This is a genomic window from Streptomyces sp. NPDC087844 (assembly GCF_044742785.1).
In the GTDB taxonomy this organism is placed as follows: Bacteria; Actinomycetota; Actinomycetes; order Streptomycetales; family Streptomycetaceae; genus Streptomyces.
In genome coordinates, this window is the sequence record NZ_JBIUVD010000001.1 from 704,226 (window position 1) to 725,333 (window position 21,108).

Below are 21,108 nucleotides of genomic sequence, written 5' to 3' on the forward strand. Positions count from 1 at the left end.
CAGACCGGTAGTTGCGAGCGTGCCTACTTGCGGGCGTGCCTACTTCGGCACGTGGAAGCGCAGCATGGTGACCCCGCCCGACTGGACGCTGCTGAACGGTTCCAGGTCGATCCGGTCGAGGCCCGGCGGCGTGAAGCGGACGCCGTCGCCGAGCAGCACCGGCAGCACGTACACCAGGATCTCGTCGACGAGGCCGCGCCGCAGGCACTGTGCGGCCACGTCGGCGCCGAGGATCTCCAGGTTCTTGTCGCCGGCGGCGCGGCGTGCCGTGGCCACGGCTTCCTCGATGTCGCAGGTGAGGAAGGTGACGCCGGCGTCCGGCTCGTCAGGCGGGCGGTGGGTGAGGACGAACTGCGCCCCGCCGTCGTAGTCGGGGTTCTCGTCGGACATGCGCTTGCCGACCTCGTACGTGCCCCGGCCGATGAGCATGGCGCCCGTGGCCGCCATGACCTCAGGGAACGTCACCGACGTCATGTGCTCGAAGATCCAGTCCATCGTGTGGCCGGGACCGGCGATGAACCCATCGAGGGACATCGCCCTGTTCACGACCACTTCGCCGGTGCTCGCATCCGTCATGCGTCTTCTCCAAGCAGGTGGAGGGCCGGGATCGCATCATAGGTCGCGAGCGGACATCGCCGGAGCGGGCTGGGCTGCCACCCGCCCCGCGTGCATGACGTGGCACGTGCACGGCGTTCAGCGGGATCAGCCGGACCGGCCGACGCGCCCCTCAGTCACAGGAGACAGACCCGGAACAGACGGTTCTCGCTGCTGCGCGCTATGGGATTATCCGGTCACAGGCTCTCACTCCGCGAGAGTCGTTGGCTTTCATCGAAGGGTTGTCGGGATCGCTATGAACAACGCTGAGTCCTCGGCCATCGCATCCGACCTCACCTGGTTCAAGAGCAGCTACAGCGGAGCCGAGGGTGGTCAGTGCGTGGAGATCGCGGCCGGTACGGGAGTTGTGCACGTCCGGGACTCGAAGGCCGTGGCCGGGCCGGTCGTACGCCTGTCGCGTGAAGCATGGGCGGGGTTCATCGAGACGGCTTCCATGAAGCACAGCACCTGACGCTCTTGGCCGTCCCCTTACGACTTCGGGTCGTGGCCCCAGTTCATCAGGGAGTAGCGCCACCGTGTGTCCGTGACGTCGCCCGAGGGGCGCTGCTTGAGGTGGCGGTGCACATAGCCGACGACCTTGCGCATGTGGGCGACGTCGTCGTCGGTGAGGTCTGCCTTCTTTTTCTCCAGCAGGCGGACGATACGGCGCCCGGACGCGTGGCCCACGCTCTCGCCGTCACCGTCCGACTGGCCCACGCTTTTCGAGTCGTCCGTGTCCAGCCATTTCTTGAGGGCGCTGGGCGTCATGTTGACGGCCTCGCCGAACTCCTTGACCGTGTCCGCGCGATCCGTGTCGGTCTCGGTCCTTCCGCTTCCGCCACTCATGAGCCGCCGCTCTTCTTGCGCAGCGACTTGGGCTTGTGGACGGCGCTGCGGCCCGACTTGTCGCTCTCGACCTCGTACTGCGGCTCGTCCTTCGAGGCGTCGACGGTACGGCCCGCCACCTCGGCGCGTCCCGTGATCTTCTTCTTCACCTTGCCGGGGACGGTCTGCCCATGACTGCTCCAGGAGACCTTGTCACCCTTGCTGAGCTTCTTGTCCTTCGCCACGATCCGCACGCTCCCTCGACCTCGGCCCCCGCGATGGACGCCCCCTACCACTGTCCAGCCCTTCGTGGCGGGGCGCATTTCGGCGGCGTCCAACTGGTCGGGAACTGGACGGAAACTGGACGGAAACGGGTCGGAGGAGATACCGCCGGTCAGCGATCCGCGGCTGCCTCGACCGCCGGTTCGAGCAGGGAAAGGGTCCGGTTGTCCGCGTCCACGTCCGCGCGTACGCCGAGGGGCAGCGGCAGGTTCGGCGAGGTGTGGCCGAAGTCGACCTGGGCGAGGACGGGGATGTCACGCTCCCCGAGGACGTCGAGCACCACCTCGCGCAGACCGACCTGCTCCCCGCCGCCCTCCCAGGGCGTGACCTCGTGCGGAATGCCGACCACCATGCCGGCGATCCGGTCCAGCACACCGGACAGCCGCAGGGTGTGCAGGTCGCACCAGATCCGCGTGACCGGCCGCTGCAGCTCCTCCCAGAACAGGACGGCGCCGTCGAACCGTTCGGCGGGCAGTGCGAAGGGGGTCGCCTGCACCTGGACCAGCCGGTTCAGCAGGCCGCCGAACAGGGGGCCCTGCGCGCGGCCCGGCCGCCAGGTCTCCCACGTGCCGCCCGCCGGCAGCGCGCCCGGTGCCTCGGCCCTGGTGAGCACACGGGTGTAGAGGTCGACCAGTTCGGACCGGCGGGCCTCGTCGCCCAAGGTGTACCAGTCGCCGCCGAAACCGTGGGTGGCGATGTCGGCGTGGAAGCCGACGAGGCCGGTCCTGGCGTACAACGCCATGTGCAGCACGGAGATGTCGCTGTAACCGAGGATCGGCTTCGGGTCGGCGCGGATCGCGTCCAGGTCGATCAGATCGAGATAGCCGATGGTCGCCTGGCCACCGGTGTGCGCGACGACGGCCCGCACCTCGGGGTCCCGGAGCAGCGCGTTCAGCTCGGCGGCCTGCTCCGCCGGGGCGCCCGCCGCCCACCAGCGGCTCCGCGCGGTGTCGACCATCGGGCTGACCCGCACGCGGAAACCCATCCGCTCCAATATCGCCACACCGCGGGCGAGCAGCGGCTCGTCTCCGGGCTCCAGCCGGTCCGAGGGCGCGGTGACGACGACGAGATCGCCGGGACGCAGCGCACGGGGACGACGGATCGTGGACATGGGGCCTCCTTGTTGATCGACAAGGGCGGACAACCACGCGGGTACTGCTGATATTCCGACCGCCGGACTCCGCCTACCGGGCGCCGAGCAGCCGCAGTACCGCCTCCTCCACCGGCTGCGTGGCGAGTGCGCCCGTCGCCGGTACGGAGCCCAGGGACGCGAGGGCGGGCGCGATCGTCCTGCCCTCGTCGAAGAGTTCGAACAGGCGCGGGTTGATGTAGGAGGCCCGGCAGACGGACGGCGTGTTGCCGAGGTAGCCGGCGACTTCGCGGACCGCCCGTGCGGCGGCCCGTTTCCGGGCGGCCGGCGAGGTGTCCGCCACCTCGGCCGACACCGCGAGCGCGACGGCGGCGAGCACCGTGGCGTGCCAGGTCCGGAAGTCCTTGCTGGTGATGTCCAGTCCCGCGAGATCGCGCAGGTGCCCGTTCAGGTCGGTCGCGTCGATGGTGTGCCAGCGGCGTGCCTCGTAGTACGCGAAGAGGTGGTCGTTGTCGTCGCGGCGGCGGAGCAGTGCCCGGACGCCGGTGTAGACCTGTTCGTCGACGATCTCGCGGCAGTAGCGGCGCCCGCTCTTGGCCGCGTAGTCGAAGCCGACCGCGCCCTTGCTGCAGGTGACCTGGTGGCGCCGGACCGTCGTCAGGCCGTAGGACTCGTTCGTCTTCGCGTACCGGTCGTCGCCGACGCGGAAGAAGCCGAGGTCGAGGAGGCGGACCCCCAGCGAGAGCACCCTCTCCCGGCTCAGGCCCGAGCCTTCGAGGCCCTTGCCGACCTGCCGTCGCACCTCGGGCAGGGCGGCGCCGACCTCCAGGATGCGGGTGTGCTTGGCGGCTTCCTGCTTCTCGCGGAAGAGGGGGTGGTAGAGGTACTGGCGGCGACCTGCCTCGTCCGTGCCGACCGCCTGGATGTGGCCGTTGGGGTGCGGGGAGATCCAGACGTCCCGCCAGGCCGGCGGGATGACGAGACCGCGTACGCGCCGCATCTCCGGGCCGTCGGGCAGGGACCGGCCCTGGGTGTCGAGGTAGCGGAACCCGCTGCCGTGCCGGCGTCGGCCGTAGCCGGGGCCCGTGAGGTCACTCGTCCGGAACCGCATCACGCTCCTCCTCCGTTCACCCGCGGCCTGCGGGACCACGACCCGCACGGGACGTGGTTCCCTTTCCCACCGGTCTCAAAAGGCGTACCTGTCTCAGCAGGCGTACCCGTCTCAGAAGGCGTACCTGATACGCAGCCACGGCGCGTGCGCCGCCAGCAGTTCCCGCAGCCGCGCCAGGGCCCGCTGCTTGGTCTGAAGGGCGTAGCGGACATTGAGCGCCCCGTTCTGGGAGCGCTTGGTCTCCTGGATCTCCGGCTGCCACAGCAGGTCCTCGGCACGGGGGTGCCAGCCCAGGTTGACCTCGTGGAGCGCCTGGTTGTGGGTCAGCATGATGACCTCGGCCGCCGCCTGCTCCTTCACCCGGGCGGGCAGGACGTCGTCGAGGTGGGTGAGCAGGTCGGCCCAGTCCCGCTCCCACCCCGGGCGCAGCACCACGGGCGAGAGGTTGAAGTGGACCTCGTAACCGGCGTCGAGGAAGTCGGCCGCCGCCGCGATGCGCTCGGGGACCGGGCTGGTGCGGATGTCGAGGAGCCGGGCGTCGTCGGTCGGCATGACGGAGAAGCGCACACGGGTGCGGCCCCGCGGGTCGAGTGCGAGCAGGTCGGGGTTGACGAACTTGGTCGCGAAGGAGGCCTTCGCCGTCGGCAGACGGCGGAACGCGGCGACGAGATCCGCGGTGTTGTCGCAGACCAGCGCGTCGACGGAGCAGTCACCGTTCTCACCGATGTCGTAGACCCAGGCCTCGGGGTCGCACTGGTTGGGCTCCGGTTTGGGGCCCTGGGCCCGTACGTGCCGCTGTACGTGGGCCACGATCGCCTCGATGTTGGTGAACAGGGTGATGGGGTTGGCGAACCCCTTGCGGCGGGGGACGTAGCAGTACGCGCAGGCCATCGCGCAGCCGTTGGAGGGGCCGGGGGCGATCCAGTCGGCCGACCTGCCGTTGGGGCGCGTGGTGAGGCTGTGCTTGACGCCGAGGACGAGTGTGTCGGTCTTGATGCGGACCCAGCGGGCGATGTTGCCGTCGTTGCCGTGCAGGGAGGGGATGCGCCAGTGGCCGTCGACCTCGGTCACCCGCACGCCGGGCAGCCGGGCCATGATCTGCTGCCCGCGCGGGGAGTCGAGGGCCGCCGGCTCGGCGTACACCTCCCGTACGTCGAGCATCCGGCGGGCCTGAGCGCTGTCCCGGAACGCGGACGACCCGTCCGCTGTCCCGCCGGTACTCGCTGTCCCGCCGGTACTCGCGGGCGGCGCGGGCGCCGGTGCCGTGTCCGACCACTCGAAGAGCGGTTGCTGTTCGGGCTCCACGTGCTGTTCCTCTCCGGAGCAGGGGCCGGGCCCTGCCTTCACCTTCAGTCCCTGCGGTCGCGCTCCTGCTCCAGCAGCTCTTCGAGATCGGCGAGGCGGTCGAGGCCCCGTACCGCCTGGGTCATCCGCGGGTTGTGCTCGAACCGGGCGCGGTGGCGGTGCATGAGGTTCCAGTACCCGGCGGTGAAGGGGCAGGCGTCCTCGCCCACCCGCACGGTCGGCCTGTAGCGGCAGGGCCCGCAGAAGTCGCTCATGCGGTTGATGTACGCGCCCCCGGACGTGTACGGCTTGGTGGTCATGCGGCCCCCGTCCGCGTACTGCGACATGCCGACCACGTTCGGGACCATCACCCAGTCGTAGCCGTCGACGAAGCTGCGGTGGAACCAGTCGGTGACGGCCCCGGGGTCCCACCCCCGTTGCAGGGCGAGACTGCCGAGGATCATCAGACGGGGGATGTGGTGCGTCCAGCCGGTGGCCCTGACCTGCCCGAGGGCGTGGGAGAGACAGTTCGCGTCCGTCGCGTCCGGGGACAGTTCCGTGAACCAGTCGGGCAGCGGCTCGTGGTGGCCCAGGGCGTTGCTCTCGCGGTACCGCGTCCCGAAGTGCCAGTAGACGTGCCAGACGTACTCGCGCCAGCCGGTGATCTGCCGTACGAACCCCTCGGCGCTGTTGAGCGGTACGTCGCCCGACCGCCAGCTCGCCTCCGCGCGCTCGGCGCATTCGGCGGGGTCGAGCAGGCCGAGGTTGAGCGAGGAGGAGAGCAGGCTGTGGCTCATCGTCGCGTCCCCGGCGAGAACCGCGTCCTCGTACGCGCCGAAGGTCGGCAGCCGGTGCTCGACGAAGCGGTGGAGCGCGGCCAGCGCCTCCCGGCGGGTGGCGGGGAACCCGCGCGGCCCGTCCTCGCCGACGAACTCGACGTCCCCCTCGCGCTCCCAGCGGTCGAGATCGGCCCGCACCTCGTCGTCGATCTCGCTCTCGCGGGGGTGGTACGGGGCCGGAACGCCCAGGTCGGCGGCGCCGCGCGGCGGGGGCCGCCGGTTGTCGTGGTCCAGGTTCCAGCGCCCGCCGACCGGCCGGTCGCCCTCCATCAGCAGGTCGTGCGTCCGGCGGACCCAGCGGTAGAAGTCCTCCTGGAGCAGGTGCTTCGTGGCGCGGCGGTCCGCCCAGCGCTTGAACTCGTCGTGCGACACGAGGAAACCGCGGGCCGGCAGGACACGTACGAAGGGCAGGGAGTGTACGAAGGCGAGGGCCGCGTGGGACGTGGGGTGGTGGACGGTCACCGGGGCGTCCCCGACCGCCTCGCGCAGGCCCTGGCGGTAGGTGTCCGCCTTGACATAGCGCACGCGCTCACCGAGTTCGGCGGCGCGGTGGCGCATCGCCGACAGGATCAGATGGGCCTTGGCGCGGTGGAACCGCCGTCGGCGCAGGACACTGCGGGCCTCGATCATCAGCAGCGGCGCGTCCCGGTGCGGGCCGCCGCGCGCGGGATCGACGAAATGAGGACCGAGCTGGTCGCCGAAGAGCCAGTGGTGGGTGCCGGGCTCGCCCCCGGTCCGGTTCTCAGCCGCTGTCCCAGCCGCGTTCCCAGGTACGTTCCCAGACACGTTCCCAGCCGCGTTCCTTGTCATGCCGAGCGCTCCGTCGACGAGTCGTCGCCTCGTCGGCGCCCTGCGTGGCGCGACGCTTTCCTCCGCAGATCAAAGCGCACGACGGCGCGGGCGGTACGCGGCACACGCCGGGGCGCCCCGCCTCTCGCGGAGCCGCCCGCACCACGACCGACCCGCGCCGAGGCGCCGAGGCGGTGTGCGGTGTGGTCGACCGGCTCTGGTGGCGCATGGAGGACGCTCATGGGGCGGGCTCCCAGCGGAGGGTGGCGGGGTTCCGGCGGATCAGTCCGCGTTCGGCGAACGCGTCGAGCCAGCCGCTCATCGGCCACCAGCCCCAACGGCGGTGGAAGAGCTCGCTGTTGCGCAGGATGTCGTGCAGATGCTCCGTCGGCGGACTGGAGGTCGGGTGGTACTGGTGGAAGGCCGGTGCGCCGCCCACCCAGGTGAGCCGGACACCGGCCGCGCGGGCCCGCTGGCCGTAGTCGGTGTCCTCGCCGCCGTACCCCTCGTACTCCTCGCAGAAGCCGCCGACCGCGTGCCAGGTGTCGGCGGTCAGCGCGAAGGACAGCGACCAGAACAGGGTGTGGTCGGTGCTGTCCCGCGTCTCGCCCGCTGCGAGGGCGGGCCGCGCGGGGTGCGGCTCGGCGAGCGCGGGCAGATCGGCGAGCCGGTAGCCGCCGACGGGGTCCGGCGGCGGCAGGTACGCGACGGTGCCGCAGAGCAGGGAGCGGGGGCGGGCGGGCTCGCGGGCCACCTCGGCATACCGCTCCAGCAGCCTGTCACCGGGCACGCAGTCGACGTCCAGGAAGACCAGCAGTTCGGCACCGCGGGCGAGGGCATGCGCGGCGCCGAGATTCCGGGCGCGGGCCAACGGCAGCCTCCCGTCCCGCACCGGACAGTCGACGACGCTCGCTGCAGGTCGCCGCCCGTCGAGAACGGCGCCCACTCCCGGGTCCCCCATGGCGACGACGACGTACTGCTCCGGCACCCACGACCCGCCGCCGAGCCCGGCATGCTGCAGAGCGAGATGCCCGTGCCGACCGGCGGCGATGGTGATCACGGCGGTACGCATCAGGGGGCACCGGGATGCCCTGCGGGGGCGGCGTCCCGCGCCGCCTCCGCCAGGGCGGTCGCCGCCAGGGACGCACCGTTGCCCGGTGCCCACAGGGACCAGCGGTCTCCGCCCCGCTCGTGGGCCTGTTCCAGGAGGGCGGGCCAGCTCTCGGGGGTCGGCCAGGTGGGGGCGACCACCGCGAGGTGGCCGCGTGTCAGGGCGCGGGCCGTGGCGGCTTGTTCGCCGAAGGGGCGTTCCTGGGGGACGACCACCGCGGGGCGGCGCGCGGCGGCGCACTCGGCGAGCGCGTTCTGGCCGGCGTGGGTGACCACGACGTCCGCCGCGCACAGGGCGGCCCACGGGTCGGCCGACCAGCCGCCGTCCGGACCGCCGAGCGTCGTCCACTCCCAGCCGGGGGTGGCCGCCCGCGCGGCCTTCACCTCGCCGGGTGAGACGTCGCTCCCGCCCGAACCCAGCAGGAGCAGCACCCTGCGCGGCGTACGCGACCGGTCCGTACGCCCCGGCGCGGGCGCGGGCCGCGGGCGGCCGTCGAAGCGGGAGAAGGCGCCCGTGTGGACGGTCTTGGCCGACCAGCACGCGGGCCGGCCCGGTTCGGGCAGCGCGGCCGGCCAGGGGGCGAGGAGGAGGTCGGCCAGGTCGTACGCCATCCGGTGCGGCGGGTCGGTGCGTTCGCCCCGCATCGCCGCCACCGCGACAGGTGTGCCCAACAGCCGTGCCAGCAGAGCCACTTCGACGGAGACGTCGGACATCAGGAGCCGTGGCGAGGCCGCCTCGATCCACCGCGCGATCAGCGCCATGCGCGCACGGAGCCCGGCGTGCCCGACGGGCGCCCAGTGCAGCCGTCCGCCCGCCGTCACGTCGCGGAGCGCGGCGGGGTCGCCGTCGTCGTCGCGAGGCAGCCGCACCCAGTTCCCGGGCCAGGGCCAGTCCTGGGGCTCGGGAAGGGTGGACAGACCCGTCACCGGGACGGGGCAGTGCGCGGCGACGGTCCTGGCCCGGTTCAGATGGCCGCTGCCCTGGTGGTGCACGTAGTAGCCGATCATGCCGACACCGAGCGGTAGAAGCGCTCGTAACGGCGGGTCATGACCTCCATGGAGCAGAAGGCCTCCGCGTGGCGTCGCGCGGCGGCCCGGGACAGGGCGATCGTCGGCTCGACGGCCGCCGCCAGCGCCGTGCGGTCGCCGGGCTCGACCAGCCGGGCGCAGTCGTCCGTGACGATCTCCGGCAGCGCGCCGCGCGCGAACCCGCACACCGGTGTGCCACACGCCAGCGCCTCCGCGATCACCAGTCCGTACGGCTCGTCCCAGCAGGGCGAGACGACGGCGGCGGCCGAGGAGCCGACCAGCTCGCACAGTTCCGGCTGGGAGAGGTGGCCCGCGTAGGTGATCGTGCGGTCGAGTCGGGGGCGGACGCACGTCTCGAAGTACTCCGTGTCCCCCACCGGCCCGGCCAGCCGCAGCCCCCGCCCCGCGAGACGTGCCGCTTCGATCGCCAGGTGCGCGCCCTTCTCCGGCACGATCCGGCCCGACCAGACCAGCTCCTCGCCACCGGGCCCCGGGCGCCAGCGCTCGGTGTCGATGCCGTTGCGCACCACGGTGGCGGCGGGCACCACGTGCCGCCAGGCCGCGGCGGTGTGGTCGCTGACCGCACTGAACCGCATGGGGCAGTGCGGCGGCGCCTGGATGGCCGACTCCAGCCACGGGGTGGGCGGGGTGTGCAGGGTGGTGACGACCGGCACGGAGAGCACGGCGGCCATCGCCACCGGCAGGTAGTGCAGGCTGTTGTTGTGCACGATGTCGTACCGCGTCGGCTCCCGGGAGAGGTCGAGCATCAGCTGGAGGTAGGCGTGGTGCTCCGCCAGCCAGTGCGCGGCCACCATGCTCGTGTCCCGGCAGGCGGCCTCGCTGATCCGGGGCGGCCGGAACGGTATCTCCACCACCCCGAGGCCGGGGTCCGAGCCCGGCCCCGCGAAGATCGTGATCTCGTGGCCGCGGGCCCGCAGGGCCTTGGACAGCGTCCAGGTGTGCGCTTCCAGACCGCCGGCGAAGGGGTCACGGATCGGATGCCGGGCGGAGGCGATCAGGGCGATCCGCAAGGGGGCGGTGGGGCCGGGTCGCGGTGGGGGCCGCTCGGCGGACGCCGTCACCACAGGTCCGCGTAGAGCGCTTCGTGCGCGCGGGCGAGCATGAGACGTTCGGCCCGCCGGTCGGCCGGGTCGGCCCGCCAGACGGGCCGCTCCTCGTAGGCGGTGCGCACCGCCTCCCGCAGCGACGCCTCGTCGAGCCCGTCCCGGTCGTGTCCGTAGCCGAGGCAGGGCCGTTGCTCCGCGTAGAACCCGCAGGACGGCGCGAGGACGGTGGTCCCCAGGTCGTGGCACGCCTCCAGCCAGCCGGAGTGGGTGCCGAAGCGGTAGGGCAGCACGGACACGTCGAGGTTGATCAGATAGTCGTAGAGCGCGTCGTCGTCGAAGTAGTCGTGGACGTACAACCGCAGCCGCTCCTTGCGGTCCATCTCGCGCAGTTCGTCGAGCACTCCGGGCGCGTACCAGTGGCTCGCCGGATCGTCGATCTCCGGGTGGCAGTCGACGCGCAGCACCGCGTCGGGCAGTTCCGACAACGCGTCGGCGAGCACCCGGGCCACCGGCAGCGGGTCCATGTTGGCGCGGATGCTCTTGGCGTGCAGACCGACCGTGAACGTGTCGCGTACGGGCCGGGGGCGTACGAGACCGGCCTGTCCGACCACGTGCGGGTGCGGCAGGACCAGCGCGGTACGGCTCCAGCGTGCGGCGATCTCCCGCGCGGCACCCGGGGTGAGCGTGACGATCCGGTCCGCCGCCGGGACGAGCACGTCCAGCTGCGCCCGGTGCTCGCCCTCGTCCCGGTGGTGGGGGTTGACGAGGTCGTGGACGGTCTGGACGAGCGGCTTGCCGTTGCGGCGCAGGGCTTCGACGAAGTCCTCCAGCGCCTGCGGAGTCTGCGCGTCGAAGCCGAAGTGGAGATGGAAGACGTCGAAGGTGTCCGCGTGCTCGTCGACCCAGTCCGGGTCGAGCATGACGGGCGGCCACCACTGGGCGGACCCGCTGGGGGCGCCGCAGGGGCGGGGGTCGGCCAGCCGGATCACGCGGTCGCCGCCCGGCGGGGACAGGTGGCGCACGTACACGTGCCCGGCGGGAACCGAGGCGACACGGATGATGCCGCCGGTCCCGGACGCCGGACCGGACATCGCGGAGCGGTGGCGATCAGCCGGTTCGGGCACAGGTGTCTCCTCGTTCGATCACGCCGGGGACGCCGGTGGGCCGCCTGGAGGCGCCCCATCCCTGCGCACCCACGGTCCCCCGTCGGCCGGTTCGGGGCATGCCGGACACGACCGTCCGGGCGAGGGCACCGTGCGGACGGGGCCGGACAGGGCCGCTCAGGGGAAGATTCGCTTCCCCACGTCTCCTTTCGGCCGATGCGGGAACCCGTGCTTCATGACCACGCGATCTGAACTGCCGGGCACCGCCGAGTCGTACTGGATGGCCACAGCGCCGGGCACCCGGTGGCCGGCACTGGAGACCGACACGACGGCGGACGTCGTCGTGATCGGGGCGGGCATGGCGGGCCTGTCCATCGCCTGGGAACTGACCCGGGCCGGACGCGACGTCCTCGTGCTGGACGCGGACCGCGTAGGCGCCGGGGTGAGCGGCTACACGACGGCGAAGCTCACCGCGGCGCACTCGCTCGTGTACGAACGCCTGCGCCGCACACGCGGAAAGGAAGGCGCGCGCCAGTACGCGCACTCCCAGCAGGCCGCGGTGGAGCGGGTCGCGTCCGTGGCGGCGGAACTCGGCGTCGACTGCGACTTCGAGCGCTCGTCGGCCCTGACCTTCACCGTCGACCCGGACCGGCGTGCCACGTTCGAGGCCGAGGCGGAGGCCGCCGCCGAAGCGGGGCTGGCCGCCGACCTCGTGACGGAGACGGACCTGCCGTTCCCCGTCGCCGCGGCGGTACGCGTCACGGGGCAGGCCCAGTTCCATCCGCGCAAGTATCTGCTGGCCCTGGCGGACGACATCACCGCGCGAGGAGGTGTCATCCGTGAACGGACCCGGGTGACCGGCCTCTCCGAGGGCAGCCCGTGCGAACTGACGACCGAGCGGGGCACGACGATCACGGCGAACGACGTCGTCGTCGCCACGCACTACCCGGTCTTCGACCGCGCCCTGCACTTCGCGCGCATGTCCCCGAGCCGCGAACTGGTCGTCGCCGCTCCCCTGCCCGCCTCGGCGGCGCCGGAGCACATGTACATCACGGACGACCTGGGCAAGCGGTCCGTGCGTACCGCTCCGCTCGACGAGGGACGGCGGCTGCTCATCGTCACCGGCGAGAGTTTCACTCCCGGCACGGGCGACGGCAACGAGCGCTTCCTGCGGCTCGACGCGTGGATGCACGAACACTTCCCGGTCGGCGACACGGCGTACCGGTGGGCGGCCCAGGACAACCACGTGAGCGACGGCGTGCCGCTGGTCGGCCCGTTCCATCCGGGCGCACGCCATGTGTACGTGGCGACCGGCTTCGCCGGCTGGGGCATGAGCGGGGGTGCCATGGCCGGACAGCTGCTGGCGTCGACGCTCACCGGCGCTGAACCGGAGTGGGCGGGGCTGTACGACCCGCGTCGCCTGTGGAGCACCGTCCGGGAGGGCGCGACGCTGCTGAAACAGCAGGCGGAAGTGGCCAAGCACTTCGTGGGCGACCGGCTGAAGCCCACCCACGTCGACTCCGTGGACGAGATCGCCCCCGGCTCGGGCGCGGTCGTACGGGTCGAGGGGCAGCGCTGTGCCGTCTACCGCGACGAGGCCGGCGCGGCCCACGCCGTGTCGGCACGCTGCACGCATCTCGGCTGCCTGGTCGCGTTCAACGAGGCGGAAACCGCGTGGGAGTGCCCGTGCCACGGTTCACGGTTCGGCGTCGACGGCTCGGTCCTCCAGGGACCGGCCGTACGCCCGCTGCCGCCGCGGACGGTCTGACCCGAGCACCCGACTCCGAGCACGGACCCACCAGCCGGCCCGCGCCCGGACAACGTCAGCCCGCGCCACCAGCCGGTCCGCGCTCGGACGGTGTCAGTCCGCGTCGACGTCGTGCACGGACACACGGATGGTGTCGGCGCTGCTGTCGGCGGCATCGGGAATGAGCATCCCCGCGTCGGCACCACTGCGCAGGTAGTCCACCACGGCCCGGTCGAGCATCTCGCCCGGGAGCGCCGCGGGGATCCCGGGCGGATAGGGCGTGAGCATCTCGGCACAGATCCGTCCGACCGCGCTGTCCGCGGGAACCTGCTCGACCTCGCCGAAGAAGGCGTCACGCGGCAGCGTCACCTGTCGCAGACGCAGGCTCCCCGGGTCCGGGACGCGGATGTCCGGGGCGGGCGGCAGCTCGTCGGCATGGGCGACCAGGTCGCGCAGACCGTCGAGGAGCCGTTCCGTGGTCGTCTCGTCGTCGGCGTGCGTGAGCTGGGCGTTGATACGCCGGTGGTCGGAGGTGTGCAGGTTGACGCGGTGGTGCCGGCGCAGCCAGTCGGCGGCGTCGTAACCGCTGAACTTGACCCCGCTCAGGTCGATGAAGACCTGGAGGGGGTCCATGTCGAAGGCGCGCCCGGGGGCACAGAAGTCGTCACGGTCGTTGACGTGCAGGCCCTCGATGCCCTCGATGGCGGCTCGTACCCGCCGGGCCCTCGCAAGAGCCCCCTCCATCAGCTCATGGCCGTGTTCCACCATCTGTCGGCGCCATCCGTCGAGGGCCGCGTAGACGAGCACCGAGGGGCTGGTGGTGTCGAGCAGGTCGGCGCGGGAGGCGAGGGTCTGGACCCCTACCAGGTCGCCCCGCAGGTGGAAGACCGACCCCTGTTCGAGCCCGGAGCCCATTTTGTGGACCGAGGTGACGCATACGTCGGCACCGGCGTCCATCGCCCAGGTCGGCAGCTCCGGATGGAAGGGCAGGTGGGCGCCCCACGCCTCGTCCACGATCAGCGGCACGCCGTGCTCGTGGCAGAGCGTCGCGATGGCTCCGATGTCGGCGCAGGTGCCGTAGGGGGTGGGGCTGGTGACCAGTGCCCCCCGCGCGTCCGGGTGCTCCGCGAACGCCGCGCGGAAGGCCTCCGGGGACGGCGGGTGGGCGAGGTGGAGATCGGCATCCCACTGCGGGTCGACCCACACCGGGCGGATTCCCGCGAGGATCAGGCCGGAGATGACCGACTTGTGCGCGTCACGCCCGACCAGGAGCTTCTGGTGCGGCCCGGCGACCGAGAGCATGGCGGCCTTCACCGACAGGGAGCTGCCACAGGTGGAGAAGAACGTGTGATCGGCGCCCACCGCGTCCGCCATCAGGGCTTCGGCCTGTTTCAGAATCCCCTGGGACGTGGTGCGGTCGTCGAGCCCGGACACCGCGAGCATGTCCGCGCCGAACAGGGCGTCGCCCAGTACGGCCCGCACCCGCGGGTCGGCGCCCCGGCCCTGCTTGTGACCGGGCGGTGTGAACGGCAGTTGGTCCTGCGCCTGGTACGCCACCAGCGCGTCGAGTACAGGAGCTGTCGAGTGATCCATGGTGTGGGGCTTTCCGCTGCGGGGGGCGAGAACATCTCGCACCGGGGCGTGACTGTCGGGATGCCGTCGGGACGGGGTCGAGCCGGCGGTCGGCGGGTTGAGGCGATCGGCCGCTGCCGACGAGTGCCCCGCGGCGGGACGGCCGACACCTGCGGTGCTCCATCCGCGGCCATCCGGCGTCATGGGCCGCCCGGAGCCGCCGCGACCGCTCCTCGTCGCAGGCCCGCGACCCCCGCGATGGACCGGGCGAGCCAGGACAGGAGGAGTCGGGCCGTCGCCAGGCCGAGCGACCGGGAGGACACCGCCTGGCGCACACCCCTGGAGGTGGTGGCGCGGAGTCGGTCGTCGGACACCCACCTCCCTGCCCGGGCGGAGTTGTCGGCTCATCCGTTCGGTCGCGGTCCGCTCGCACACCCGGTGGGGCTGCGCATCAGATGGGAAACGCGTGTTCCGGGTGAGAAGCCGACCGAGGGGTACGCGCAGAGTCGTCCGAACGCGGGTCCGGCCGAGCCGCCCGCCCCCAGTCCGGGAGGAGTTCGTCATGCCGCAGGGTTCCAACGCGAAGCGAGAGCGTCAGTACGAGCACATCAAGGAGGGCGCCGAGAAGCGCGGCACCTCCACGGGGCGTGCGAAGGAGATCGCGGCACGCACCGTGAACAAGGAGAGGGCACGCTCCGGCGAGTCGAAGACGGCCGCCAAGACATCCACCCGGGACAAGAAGTCCGCCCCGCAGCGCGGCGGCGAGCGCTCCCACAGCGGCGCCCAGGGGCCGACCAGGGACCAGCTGTACGCGGAGGCGAAGAAGCGTGGTGTCGACGGCCGTTCGTCGATGAACAAACAGCAACTGGCCAAGGCCCTCGGCCGCTGACCGACGACCGACGACCGACGACCGACCGCCAGGAAGCACACGGGCGAGTCCGCCGCCCCCGCGGCGGACTCGCCGACGAAGGAGGAGCCGCCGCATGACCACCCATGACCACGAGCACCGGCATCAGCACAAGTCGGCGCACGACGAGCACGGGAAGCACCCCAGGACGGCAGCCGACGAGGTTCTGCACGCGGCGGAGGAAGCCGAGACGACCGTCGTGGACGGCGGAGAGCGACGCGGCAAGGACCGCGAGGCGGCAGACGCCCTGACCCCGAACGAGGACGCCCAGGACGACGTCCAGCGGCGCGACCGACGCGACTCCTGACCACCACCGCAGAGCCGCAGAGCCGCAGAGCCGCAGAGAGGCTTCACGTGTTCGACAGCACCATGGCACTGCTGGCCCAGGGCTACGCGTGGTTGCCCGACCGTCGCCGGCGCAGCCGTGGCGGACCGGTGCGCACCCGCCTCATGGGCAAGAACACCGTGGCGCTCCACGGCCCCGAAGCGGTGCGCTTCTTCTACGACGAGAGCCACATCAAGCGTCAGGGAGCCTTGCCGGGCCCTCTTCTCGACACACTGTTCGGGCGCGGGGCCGTACACACACTGGACGGCCCGCAACACCGGGTGCGCAAGGCCCTGTTCATGTCTCTGCTCAAGGACCGCGACGGCCTCGGCTCACTGGCCGATCACCTCGGTGCCCAGTGGGACCTGGCCCGTCAGCGGTGGGCCGGCCTCGACCAGGTGGTGCTCTTCGACGAGTCGAGCCTGCTGCTCACCCGCGCGGTCTGTGCCTGGTCCGGCATCCCCCGTACCGACGACGACGCCCGGCAGACGGCCCGCGATCTCATCGCGATGGTCGACGGCTTCGCTTCGGCGGGGCCGCGCCATCTGCGGGCACGCCGTGCGCGCAGCCGTCAGGAGGCGCGTATCGCCCAGCAGGTGGCGGCGGTCCGCGACGGTACGGAGAAGGCTCCGGCCGGTTCCGTACTGGCGACCGCGGCTGCCCACGTCGACGCCGACGGGCAGCCTCTGGATCCGCACACCGCGGCGGTCGAGATCCTGAACGTCATCCGCCCGACGGTGGCGGTCACGTGGTTCCTCACCTTCGCCGCGCACGCCCTGCACCGCTGGCCCTCGCACCGCAAGCTCCTCGCCGACGGTGACGCGGCCTACGCCCGCGCCTTCGCCCACGAGGTCCGGCGCTTCTATCCCTTCGCGCCCTTCATCGGGGGCCTGGCCACCACCGATCTGCGCTGGGACGGGCAGGACATCCCCGTCGGCGGCATGGTCCTGCTCGACCTGTACGGGCAGAACCACGACCCCCGGCTCTGGCCCGAGCCGTACACCTTCGACCCCGGCCGCTTCCTGGGCCGTGAGCCCGAGCGCGACGAACTGGTGCCGCAGGGCGGCGGCGATCCCGCCGCCAACCACCGCTGCCCCGGCGAGGACGTCACGCTGACGGTCCTCGAAACCCTCGTCCCCCGGCTCGCCGCGCTGCGTTACGACGTACCGGCCCAGGATCTCGGCATCCCGCTGCGGCGCATCCCCACCGCGCCACGCAGCGGCTTCGTCCTGACGGCCCGGCGATAACGCCGAACTGTCGATGTGTCGATGTGTCGATGTGTCGAGGAGCAACGGACGGGAAGGGTCCATATATGCGCCCTTCCCAGCGCCCCGGCCCCCGGCGCGACCTCGCCGAACGACCCCCGCGTGGTGCGTCGCGCGAGACAGCGCGTGAAGTCGGCCGTACCGAGAGCGGGATGCCGACCGGAGAGCAACTGCTCGCGGAGACGGAGCAGCTCAAGGAGGCACTGGAGCGGCGGCCGGTCGTCGACATGGCGCGCGGGGTGCTGATGGCGGCCTGGTCGTGCACCGCCGAGGAGGGCTGGCAGATCCTGGTCTGGGTCTCCCAGCACTCCAACACCAAGGTGCACGATGTGGCGAAAGCCCTCATCGCGACGACGCAGAACGAGCCGTTGCCCGCATACATCGAGGAGCATCTGCCCGCGGCACTCGCGCGGTGGCGGGCGTCACGGGACGGGTGAACCACCGGTGGCGTCGGTCGACGATCTCCGCGGCGGCGCAGCTCGTTCAACATCGCGAGAACAGAAAACAAGGGGCAGGCCACAAGAGGGACCCGGACCGGCCCCGGCGCCACGGCGTTGTCGCGGTCGCCGTCGCCGTTCGCCGCCGGCCGTGACCATCCGGGGCCTGCCCTGGGTGAAGGTCGCCGAGCAGCTCCCCCGGCAGCCGACTCACCACACGACGTCCGCGGCCCGCGTGATCTCCGCGTCCATGTTCCGCCGCATCATGCTCAGCGCGGCTTCCGCGAGTTCCGGGTGGATGGCGGCCACGGCGTCCGTGGGTACGACGACGTCGAGATGCCGGATGTGCGCGTCGAGCGCCGAGTACAGCACGCACTGCTCGGTCACCTGGCCGGTCAGAACCACCCGGCCGACGTCCAGTTCCGCCAGCAGGTACGTCATCGGCGTCTCGAAGAAGACGGAGTGCCGGGCCTTCACGATGAACAAGGACTCCTCGTCCGGACGCAAGGGCTCCACGAGAGCGGCATGCGGCGTCGCCAGGGCCTTGTCGAGCAGCTCGCCGTGATGGGAACGCCACTGTCCCCAGTTGTCGTTGGCGTAGATCACCGGGATTCCGTCCGCGCGGGCCCGGCGGAGCAAGGACACGATCGCGGGCAGCGCCGCCTCGGCGGCGGGCAGCAGAAGTTCCGCGTCCTTGTGCTCGTAGGTGTTGATCATGTCGATGACGATGAGCGCGGAGCCGGTCATACCACCACCATCCCCCGTCCGCGCCGTCCTGGCACGCCCATGCCGGCCACAGCCCTCATGCCCGGCCCAACCGCAGGTCGGGTGCGGCACCGACGTCGGGGCGGTTCCGGCGGACGGTACCGAGGAAGGCGCCCGGCGCCGCGGTTCAGGACGGTCGGACCGCCGACGTCGCGATCTGCGAGGCTGCCGCCCCGGTGCCGCGGTAGGGCGGAGCCTGTAGGGGCCCGGTGACCGGGCGCGGTGCGGGCCCCTACGGCGCACACGATGGCCGGGAGAGCGTGGTGTCGGTCTGTGAGCTGCCGCCAACTTGAAGTAGCAGGTCAAATGGCTGGTGTGACCGATCCTCGGGGTACTCGTGCTGGTCGTGGGCGGGTGTCTGAGGCGTAGATCGTTAGCCAGCGGCCTCGGGGGGCGGGGTTCGGGATGGCGTCATGTCGGCCCCTCACAGAGGCGCGGATCCGCGCCTGGGATCATGAGCGGATGTCCGAGGAACCGAACCCGATGTCCAGCCTGTGGCCGCTCATGCCCTCCGAGGTCACCGGTTGGCTGCTGGAGCTGTGCGGTGATGGCATCACGGGGTTCATGCCTCCGGCGATGCCTGACGCCGTGTGGGTGCTCAACGCTATGTACGAGCACAATCTGGGGCCGGCCGATGTGTCGTACCACGAGTACCACCAGGCGCGGCTGGCGGACGGGAGTGTCCAGCCGCACGTCGTCGGAAGCATTGACCTCGACGCCGTGGGCATCGCCACCGGGGGAGGGCTGGGCCGTGCCCAGCACCCGGGCCCCGGCTGGCGGCGGCTGCGCTGGGCGGAGCTGGCCCGGCGGAGCGGCGACCCGGTCGTGCCTGACGGGCTGATGCCCTCCTACCGTTGCTTTCCCTCGGCCAAGAAGGAGGGCAGTTGGCCGCTGGGCATGGTCCCGCCGACCGAGGGGAGCCTGGACCGTGAGACGTGGAACCGGCTGATCGGCATCCTCACCCAGTTCAGCCCTGCGGGCCCGGACACCCGCTGCCTGGCCTACTACAACCCGATGACGCTGGGGGCCATCGACTTCGACAACCTCCATGTGCGCGCGGGCCGGATCGGCGACGCCGAGATCCTGTACGACCAGTCCGAGGCCGACTTCAGCCCGTCCAACCTCTGGGCCGAGGACCGCTCGTGGGTCCTGTGCACCGACTACGACCTGTGGGGCACCAAGGTCGCCGGGCCCCCCGACCTCATCAACGCATTGCTGAACGACAGTGAAATCGAGGCAGTTCGTCTGCCTTGGGCGCACTGACGACGAGCTGCTCGAAACCTTCTCCAGCACGGAGTGCGGGCCCGTTCCACTTCCTGACCGCGGAGGCCCGATGGCCCCTACGATTCTGCTCATGCTGGATCCCGAACTGCTGGAACGGATCACCACGCGCCGTGCGGAACTGGACGAACTCGAAGAACAGTTGGCCAAGCAGCTGGCAGAAGTGCGGGCCGAGCGTGACGAGCTCGCCGTCGCCGAACGCGTCCTTGAGCGGGTGACCGGGCAGCTCGCTGAGGAGCGTTCCTCAACCCGCCCGATGCCGGGGCAGGTGGGCGGACGGGCGGTGATGCTGATCCCGCACCGCGAGCCGGGCGTGGAGGAGGATGCCCTGCCGTGGGACTACCAGCGCATCATCGCCGCCGTGCGGCAGGCCGCCGGACCGGTCATGGCCCGTGAGGTCGGCGAGGTGGTGGGCGTGGACGTCAGCGTGAAAGCCAAACTGGAACCGCTACGCAGCAAGCTGATCAAACTCGTCGATCGCGGCTGGCTGCGGAAACTGCCCGACGGCCGGTTCACCACCCGCCTGTGAGCAGCAACACCGCCACTCGGAGCGGCTTGGCACGGGCGTAACCAGGGTGTACCCGGAGGCCGTTGGAATTGTGTGACGAATACCGTAGAGCGCGCCGAGGACAACTGCCCGCTTGTCTACCAGTGCCGTCTGCCGCTGTCCACGAGCACCGTCAACCACCTCGCCGATCTGCTACGGCGCCGCCTGAAGGCGATTCGCTCCAGGTGGCGCATCCTGCCGCCTGGGAAGATCGCGGTGATCGTCCTGGCCGTGCTGCGTCACGACCAGCGCTTGGCCGACATGGCCGGCGGAAACAATGTGTCCGAGTCCACCGTCCGCCGCTGGCGCGACGAGCTGATCGGGCTGCTCGCCGCCCAGGCGCCGCGCCTGGACCGCGCCCTGAAGAAGGTCGCCAAGAAGGGCGGGGAGGTGGTCCTGATCGACGGCACCCTCATCCGCACCCAGCGCCGCACCGGCAAGGCCGACCGGCGGAACTACTCCGGCAAGCACCGCAGCCATGGCCTGCACTTCCTCGCCCTGACAGACGAGAACGGGCGCCTGATCTGGATATCCGCCGCCCGACCCGGCCGCACCCACGACAACACCGCCGCCCGCCACGACCACATCCTGACCCACCTGCGCACCGTCGGCCTCGGAGCGCTGGCCGACCTCGGCTTCCGCGGCCTGGACAACGACATCCTCGACCCCGTGATCGTCACCGGCTACATCGCCACTCGTACCCACAAGCTCACTCGAGGCGAGAAGGAGGCCAACCGCGTCCTCGCCGTCGGACGTGCACCGGTCGAGCACGGCTTCGCCCACCTCAAGAGCTGGCGCATCCTGACCAAGCTCCGCACCGACCCCGCCCGCGCCACCCGCCTCCTGCGCGCCCTGCTCGTCCTGACGAACCTCGAAATCAACCGCTGACGGATGATCTTCTCCGTGGGCTCCCGCCCACGACCAGCACGAGTACCCCGAGGATCGGTCACACCAGCCCTTTGACCTGCGGCTTCAAGTTGGCGGAGGCTCTGTGCAACGACCGGGACCAGCGATGGCTGCGCTGCGCCGGGACAGGGGACTGTGTCGGCTCGGTCACCTGCGACGCGCTTGCCGCCGTACCGAGTTGCCCGCGGGAGAGCCGCGACGCGGTCAATGGCGACGACCTCCTCGCGGCCCCT

At 71.5% G+C, this 21,108-nt stretch carries 23 protein-coding genes and 1 pseudogene; 10 read left to right on the plus strand and 14 right to left on the minus strand.

Annotated features, from left to right (window positions below):
• Nucleotides 1-39: 39 nt before the first annotated feature.
• Nucleotides 40-576, minus strand: coding sequence for a dihydrofolate reductase family protein (locus ACIOKD_RS02770; RefSeq protein WP_402077186.1), 537 nt, complete (start codon nucleotides 574-576; stop codon nucleotides 40-42).
• 161 nt (nucleotides 577-737) lie between these two features.
• On the opposite strand from ACIOKD_RS02770, the pseudogene ACIOKD_RS02775 reads away from it, so the two are divergent.
• Nucleotides 738-854: pseudogene (locus ACIOKD_RS02775) on the plus strand (transcriptional regulator); the annotation flags it as partial.
• On the plus strand, nucleotides 851-1,066 hold the full coding sequence (locus ACIOKD_RS02780) for a DUF397 domain-containing protein (RefSeq protein ID WP_402077189.1): 216 nt from the start codon (nucleotides 851-853) through the stop codon (nucleotides 1,064-1,066). The pseudogene ACIOKD_RS02775 and the gene ACIOKD_RS02780, both read left to right, overlap by 4 nt.
• Before the next feature lie 17 nt (nucleotides 1,067-1,083).
• Here ACIOKD_RS02780 and ACIOKD_RS02785 read toward each other — a convergent pair whose 3' ends face one another.
• The 10 genes from ACIOKD_RS02785 to ACIOKD_RS02830 form a co-directional block, all read right to left on the minus strand.
• Nucleotides 1,084-1,440 (minus strand): DUF3140 domain-containing protein, encoded by a 357-nt coding sequence (locus ACIOKD_RS02785; RefSeq protein WP_402077192.1) that lies wholly within the window; start codon nucleotides 1,438-1,440, stop codon nucleotides 1,084-1,086.
• The gene (locus ACIOKD_RS02790) at nucleotides 1,437-1,664 is read right to left on the minus strand and encodes a DUF2945 domain-containing protein (protein WP_402077194.1); all 228 of its coding nucleotides are present in this window, start codon (nucleotides 1,662-1,664) and stop codon (nucleotides 1,437-1,439) included. Before ACIOKD_RS02790 ends, ACIOKD_RS02785 begins: the two co-directional genes overlap by 4 nt.
• A 149-nt stretch (nucleotides 1,665-1,813) precedes the next feature.
• Nucleotides 1,814-2,812 carry an LD-carboxypeptidase gene (locus ACIOKD_RS02795; RefSeq protein ID WP_402077196.1) on the minus strand — a complete coding sequence of 333 codons (999 nt, stop codon included), beginning with the start codon at nucleotides 2,810-2,812 and terminating at the stop codon, nucleotides 1,814-1,816.
• Between the two features lie 73 nt (nucleotides 2,813-2,885).
• Nucleotides 2,886-3,902, minus strand: a complete 1,017-nt coding sequence (locus ACIOKD_RS02800; RefSeq protein WP_402077198.1) for a DNA topoisomerase IB — start codon at nucleotides 3,900-3,902, stop codon at nucleotides 2,886-2,888.
• A gap of 111 nt (nucleotides 3,903-4,013) precedes the next feature.
• Entirely contained in the window at nucleotides 4,014-5,207 is a 1,194-nt protein-coding gene (locus tag ACIOKD_RS02805) for a spore photoproduct lyase family protein (RefSeq protein WP_402077200.1), read from the minus strand.
• Nucleotides 5,208-5,251: 44 nt separating this feature from the next.
• Nucleotides 5,252-6,835, minus strand: coding sequence for a cryptochrome/photolyase family protein (locus ACIOKD_RS02810; protein ID WP_402077202.1), 1,584 nt, complete (start codon nucleotides 6,833-6,835; stop codon nucleotides 5,252-5,254).
• 217 nt (nucleotides 6,836-7,052) lie between these two features.
• A complete protein-coding gene (locus ACIOKD_RS02815) occupies nucleotides 7,053-7,886 on the minus strand; it encodes a glycosyltransferase family 2 protein (protein WP_402077204.1) in 834 nt (277 codons plus the stop codon).
• The gene (locus ACIOKD_RS02820) at nucleotides 7,886-8,932 is read right to left on the minus strand and encodes a glycosyltransferase (RefSeq protein WP_402077207.1); all 1,047 of its coding nucleotides are present in this window, start codon (nucleotides 8,930-8,932) and stop codon (nucleotides 7,886-7,888) included. Before ACIOKD_RS02820 ends, ACIOKD_RS02815 begins: the two co-directional genes overlap by 1 nt.
• A complete protein-coding gene (locus ACIOKD_RS02825; RefSeq protein ID WP_402077209.1) occupies nucleotides 8,929-10,035 on the minus strand; it encodes a glycosyltransferase in 1,107 nt (368 codons plus the stop codon). The genes ACIOKD_RS02820 and ACIOKD_RS02825 overlap by 4 nt, the downstream gene beginning before the upstream one ends.
• Entirely contained in the window at nucleotides 10,032-11,144 is a 1,113-nt protein-coding gene (locus ACIOKD_RS02830) for a glycosyltransferase family 1 protein (RefSeq protein ID WP_402077212.1), read from the minus strand. Before ACIOKD_RS02830 ends, ACIOKD_RS02825 begins: the two co-directional genes overlap by 4 nt.
• 214 nt (nucleotides 11,145-11,358) lie before the next feature.
• Here ACIOKD_RS02830 and ACIOKD_RS02835 point away from each other — a divergent pair, with 214 nt between their 5' ends.
• Nucleotides 11,359-12,891: an FAD-dependent oxidoreductase gene (locus ACIOKD_RS02835; RefSeq protein WP_402077214.1), complete on the plus strand. Its 1,533-nt coding sequence runs from the start codon at nucleotides 11,359-11,361 to the stop codon at nucleotides 12,889-12,891.
• Between the two features lie 93 nt (nucleotides 12,892-12,984).
• On the opposite strand, the gene ACIOKD_RS02840 is transcribed toward ACIOKD_RS02835, so the two are convergent.
• Entirely contained in the window at nucleotides 12,985-14,463 is a 1,479-nt protein-coding gene (locus ACIOKD_RS02840; protein WP_402077216.1) for an aminotransferase class I/II-fold pyridoxal phosphate-dependent enzyme, read from the minus strand.
• Between the two features lie 179 nt (nucleotides 14,464-14,642).
• Nucleotides 14,643-14,816: a hypothetical protein gene (locus ACIOKD_RS02845; protein ID WP_402077218.1), complete on the minus strand. Its 174-nt coding sequence runs from the start codon at nucleotides 14,814-14,816 to the stop codon at nucleotides 14,643-14,645.
• 188 nt (nucleotides 14,817-15,004) lie between these two features.
• On the opposite strand from ACIOKD_RS02845, the gene ACIOKD_RS02850 reads away from it, so the two are divergent.
• The 4 genes from ACIOKD_RS02850 to ACIOKD_RS02865 all read left to right on the plus strand — a co-directional run bounded on the left by ACIOKD_RS02850 (nucleotide 15,005) and on the right by ACIOKD_RS02865 (nucleotide 17,376).
• Entirely contained in the window at nucleotides 15,005-15,331 is a 327-nt protein-coding gene (locus tag ACIOKD_RS02850; RefSeq protein WP_402077220.1) for a plasmid stabilization protein, read from the plus strand.
• 94 nt (nucleotides 15,332-15,425) lie between these two features.
• Entirely contained in the window at nucleotides 15,426-15,656 is a 231-nt protein-coding gene (locus ACIOKD_RS02855; RefSeq protein WP_402077222.1) for a hypothetical protein, read from the plus strand.
• A gap of 47 nt (nucleotides 15,657-15,703) precedes the next feature.
• Complete coding sequence (locus ACIOKD_RS02860; RefSeq protein ID WP_402077224.1) at nucleotides 15,704-16,921, plus strand: cytochrome P450; 1,218 nt, start codon at nucleotides 15,704-15,706, stop codon at nucleotides 16,919-16,921.
• 170 nt (nucleotides 16,922-17,091) lie between these two features.
• A complete protein-coding gene (locus tag ACIOKD_RS02865; protein WP_402077227.1) occupies nucleotides 17,092-17,376 on the plus strand; it encodes an ANTAR domain-containing protein in 285 nt (94 codons plus the stop codon).
• Between the two features lie 210 nt (nucleotides 17,377-17,586).
• Here the strand turns inward: ACIOKD_RS02865 and ACIOKD_RS02870 are convergent, their stop codons facing one another.
• Complete coding sequence (locus tag ACIOKD_RS02870) at nucleotides 17,587-18,123, minus strand: cysteine hydrolase family protein (protein ID WP_402077229.1); 537 nt, start codon at nucleotides 18,121-18,123, stop codon at nucleotides 17,587-17,589.
• Nucleotides 18,124-18,603: 480 nt separating this feature from the next.
• Here ACIOKD_RS02870 and ACIOKD_RS02875 point away from each other — a divergent pair, with 480 nt between their 5' ends.
• The 3 genes from ACIOKD_RS02875 to ACIOKD_RS02885 all read left to right on the plus strand — a co-directional run bounded on the left by ACIOKD_RS02875 (nucleotide 18,604) and on the right by ACIOKD_RS02885 (nucleotide 20,857).
• Nucleotides 18,604-19,404: a hypothetical protein gene (locus ACIOKD_RS02875; RefSeq protein WP_402077232.1), complete on the plus strand. Its 801-nt coding sequence runs from the start codon at nucleotides 18,604-18,606 to the stop codon at nucleotides 19,402-19,404.
• Between the two features lie 91 nt (nucleotides 19,405-19,495).
• Entirely contained in the window at nucleotides 19,496-19,951 is a 456-nt protein-coding gene (locus ACIOKD_RS02880) for a hypothetical protein (RefSeq protein ID WP_402077234.1), read from the plus strand.
• A gap of 72 nt (nucleotides 19,952-20,023) precedes the next feature.
• A complete protein-coding gene (locus ACIOKD_RS02885) occupies nucleotides 20,024-20,857 on the plus strand; it encodes a transposase family protein (protein ID WP_402077237.1) in 834 nt (277 codons plus the stop codon).
• Nucleotides 20,858-21,108 lie beyond the last annotated feature (251 nt).

Excerpts from the sequence above, each read along its gene's own strand:
- ACIOKD_RS02770 (WP_402077186.1), bottom strand. The coding sequence starts at position 576 with ATGACGGATGCGAGCACCGGCGAAGTGGTCGTGAACAGGGCGATGTCC.
- ACIOKD_RS02780 (WP_402077189.1), top strand. The coding sequence starts at position 851 with ATGAACAACGCTGAGTCCTCGGCCATCGCATCCGACCTCACCTGGTTC.
- ACIOKD_RS02785 (WP_402077192.1), bottom strand. The coding sequence starts at position 1,440 with ATGAGTGGCGGAAGCGGAAGGACCGAGACCGACACGGATCGCGCGGAC.
- ACIOKD_RS02795 (WP_402077196.1), bottom strand. The coding sequence starts at position 2,812 with ATGTCCACGATCCGTCGTCCCCGTGCGCTGCGTCCCGGCGATCTCGTC.
- ACIOKD_RS02800 (WP_402077198.1), bottom strand. The coding sequence starts at position 3,902 with ATGCGGTTCCGGACGAGTGACCTCACGGGCCCCGGCTACGGCCGACGC.
- ACIOKD_RS02810 (WP_402077202.1), bottom strand. The coding sequence starts at position 6,835 with ATGACAAGGAACGCGGCTGGGAACGTGTCTGGGAACGTACCTGGGAAC.
- ACIOKD_RS02815 (WP_402077204.1), bottom strand. The coding sequence starts at position 7,886 with ATGCGTACCGCCGTGATCACCATCGCCGCCGGTCGGCACGGGCATCTC.
- ACIOKD_RS02820 (WP_402077207.1), bottom strand. The coding sequence starts at position 8,932 with ATGATCGGCTACTACGTGCACCACCAGGGCAGCGGCCATCTGAACCGG.
- ACIOKD_RS02835 (WP_402077214.1), top strand. The coding sequence starts at position 11,359 with ATGACCACGCGATCTGAACTGCCGGGCACCGCCGAGTCGTACTGGATG.
- ACIOKD_RS02840 (WP_402077216.1), bottom strand. The coding sequence starts at position 14,463 with ATGGATCACTCGACAGCTCCTGTACTCGACGCGCTGGTGGCGTACCAG.
- ACIOKD_RS02850 (WP_402077220.1), top strand. The coding sequence starts at position 15,005 with ATGCCGCAGGGTTCCAACGCGAAGCGAGAGCGTCAGTACGAGCACATC.
- ACIOKD_RS02855 (WP_402077222.1), top strand. The coding sequence starts at position 15,426 with ATGACCACCCATGACCACGAGCACCGGCATCAGCACAAGTCGGCGCAC.
- ACIOKD_RS02865 (WP_402077227.1), top strand. The coding sequence starts at position 17,092 with ATGCCGACCGGAGAGCAACTGCTCGCGGAGACGGAGCAGCTCAAGGAG.
- ACIOKD_RS02870 (WP_402077229.1), bottom strand. The coding sequence starts at position 18,123 with ATGACCGGCTCCGCGCTCATCGTCATCGACATGATCAACACCTACGAG.
- ACIOKD_RS02875 (WP_402077232.1), top strand. The coding sequence starts at position 18,604 with ATGTCCGAGGAACCGAACCCGATGTCCAGCCTGTGGCCGCTCATGCCC.
- ACIOKD_RS02880 (WP_402077234.1), top strand. The coding sequence starts at position 19,496 with ATGCTGGATCCCGAACTGCTGGAACGGATCACCACGCGCCGTGCGGAA.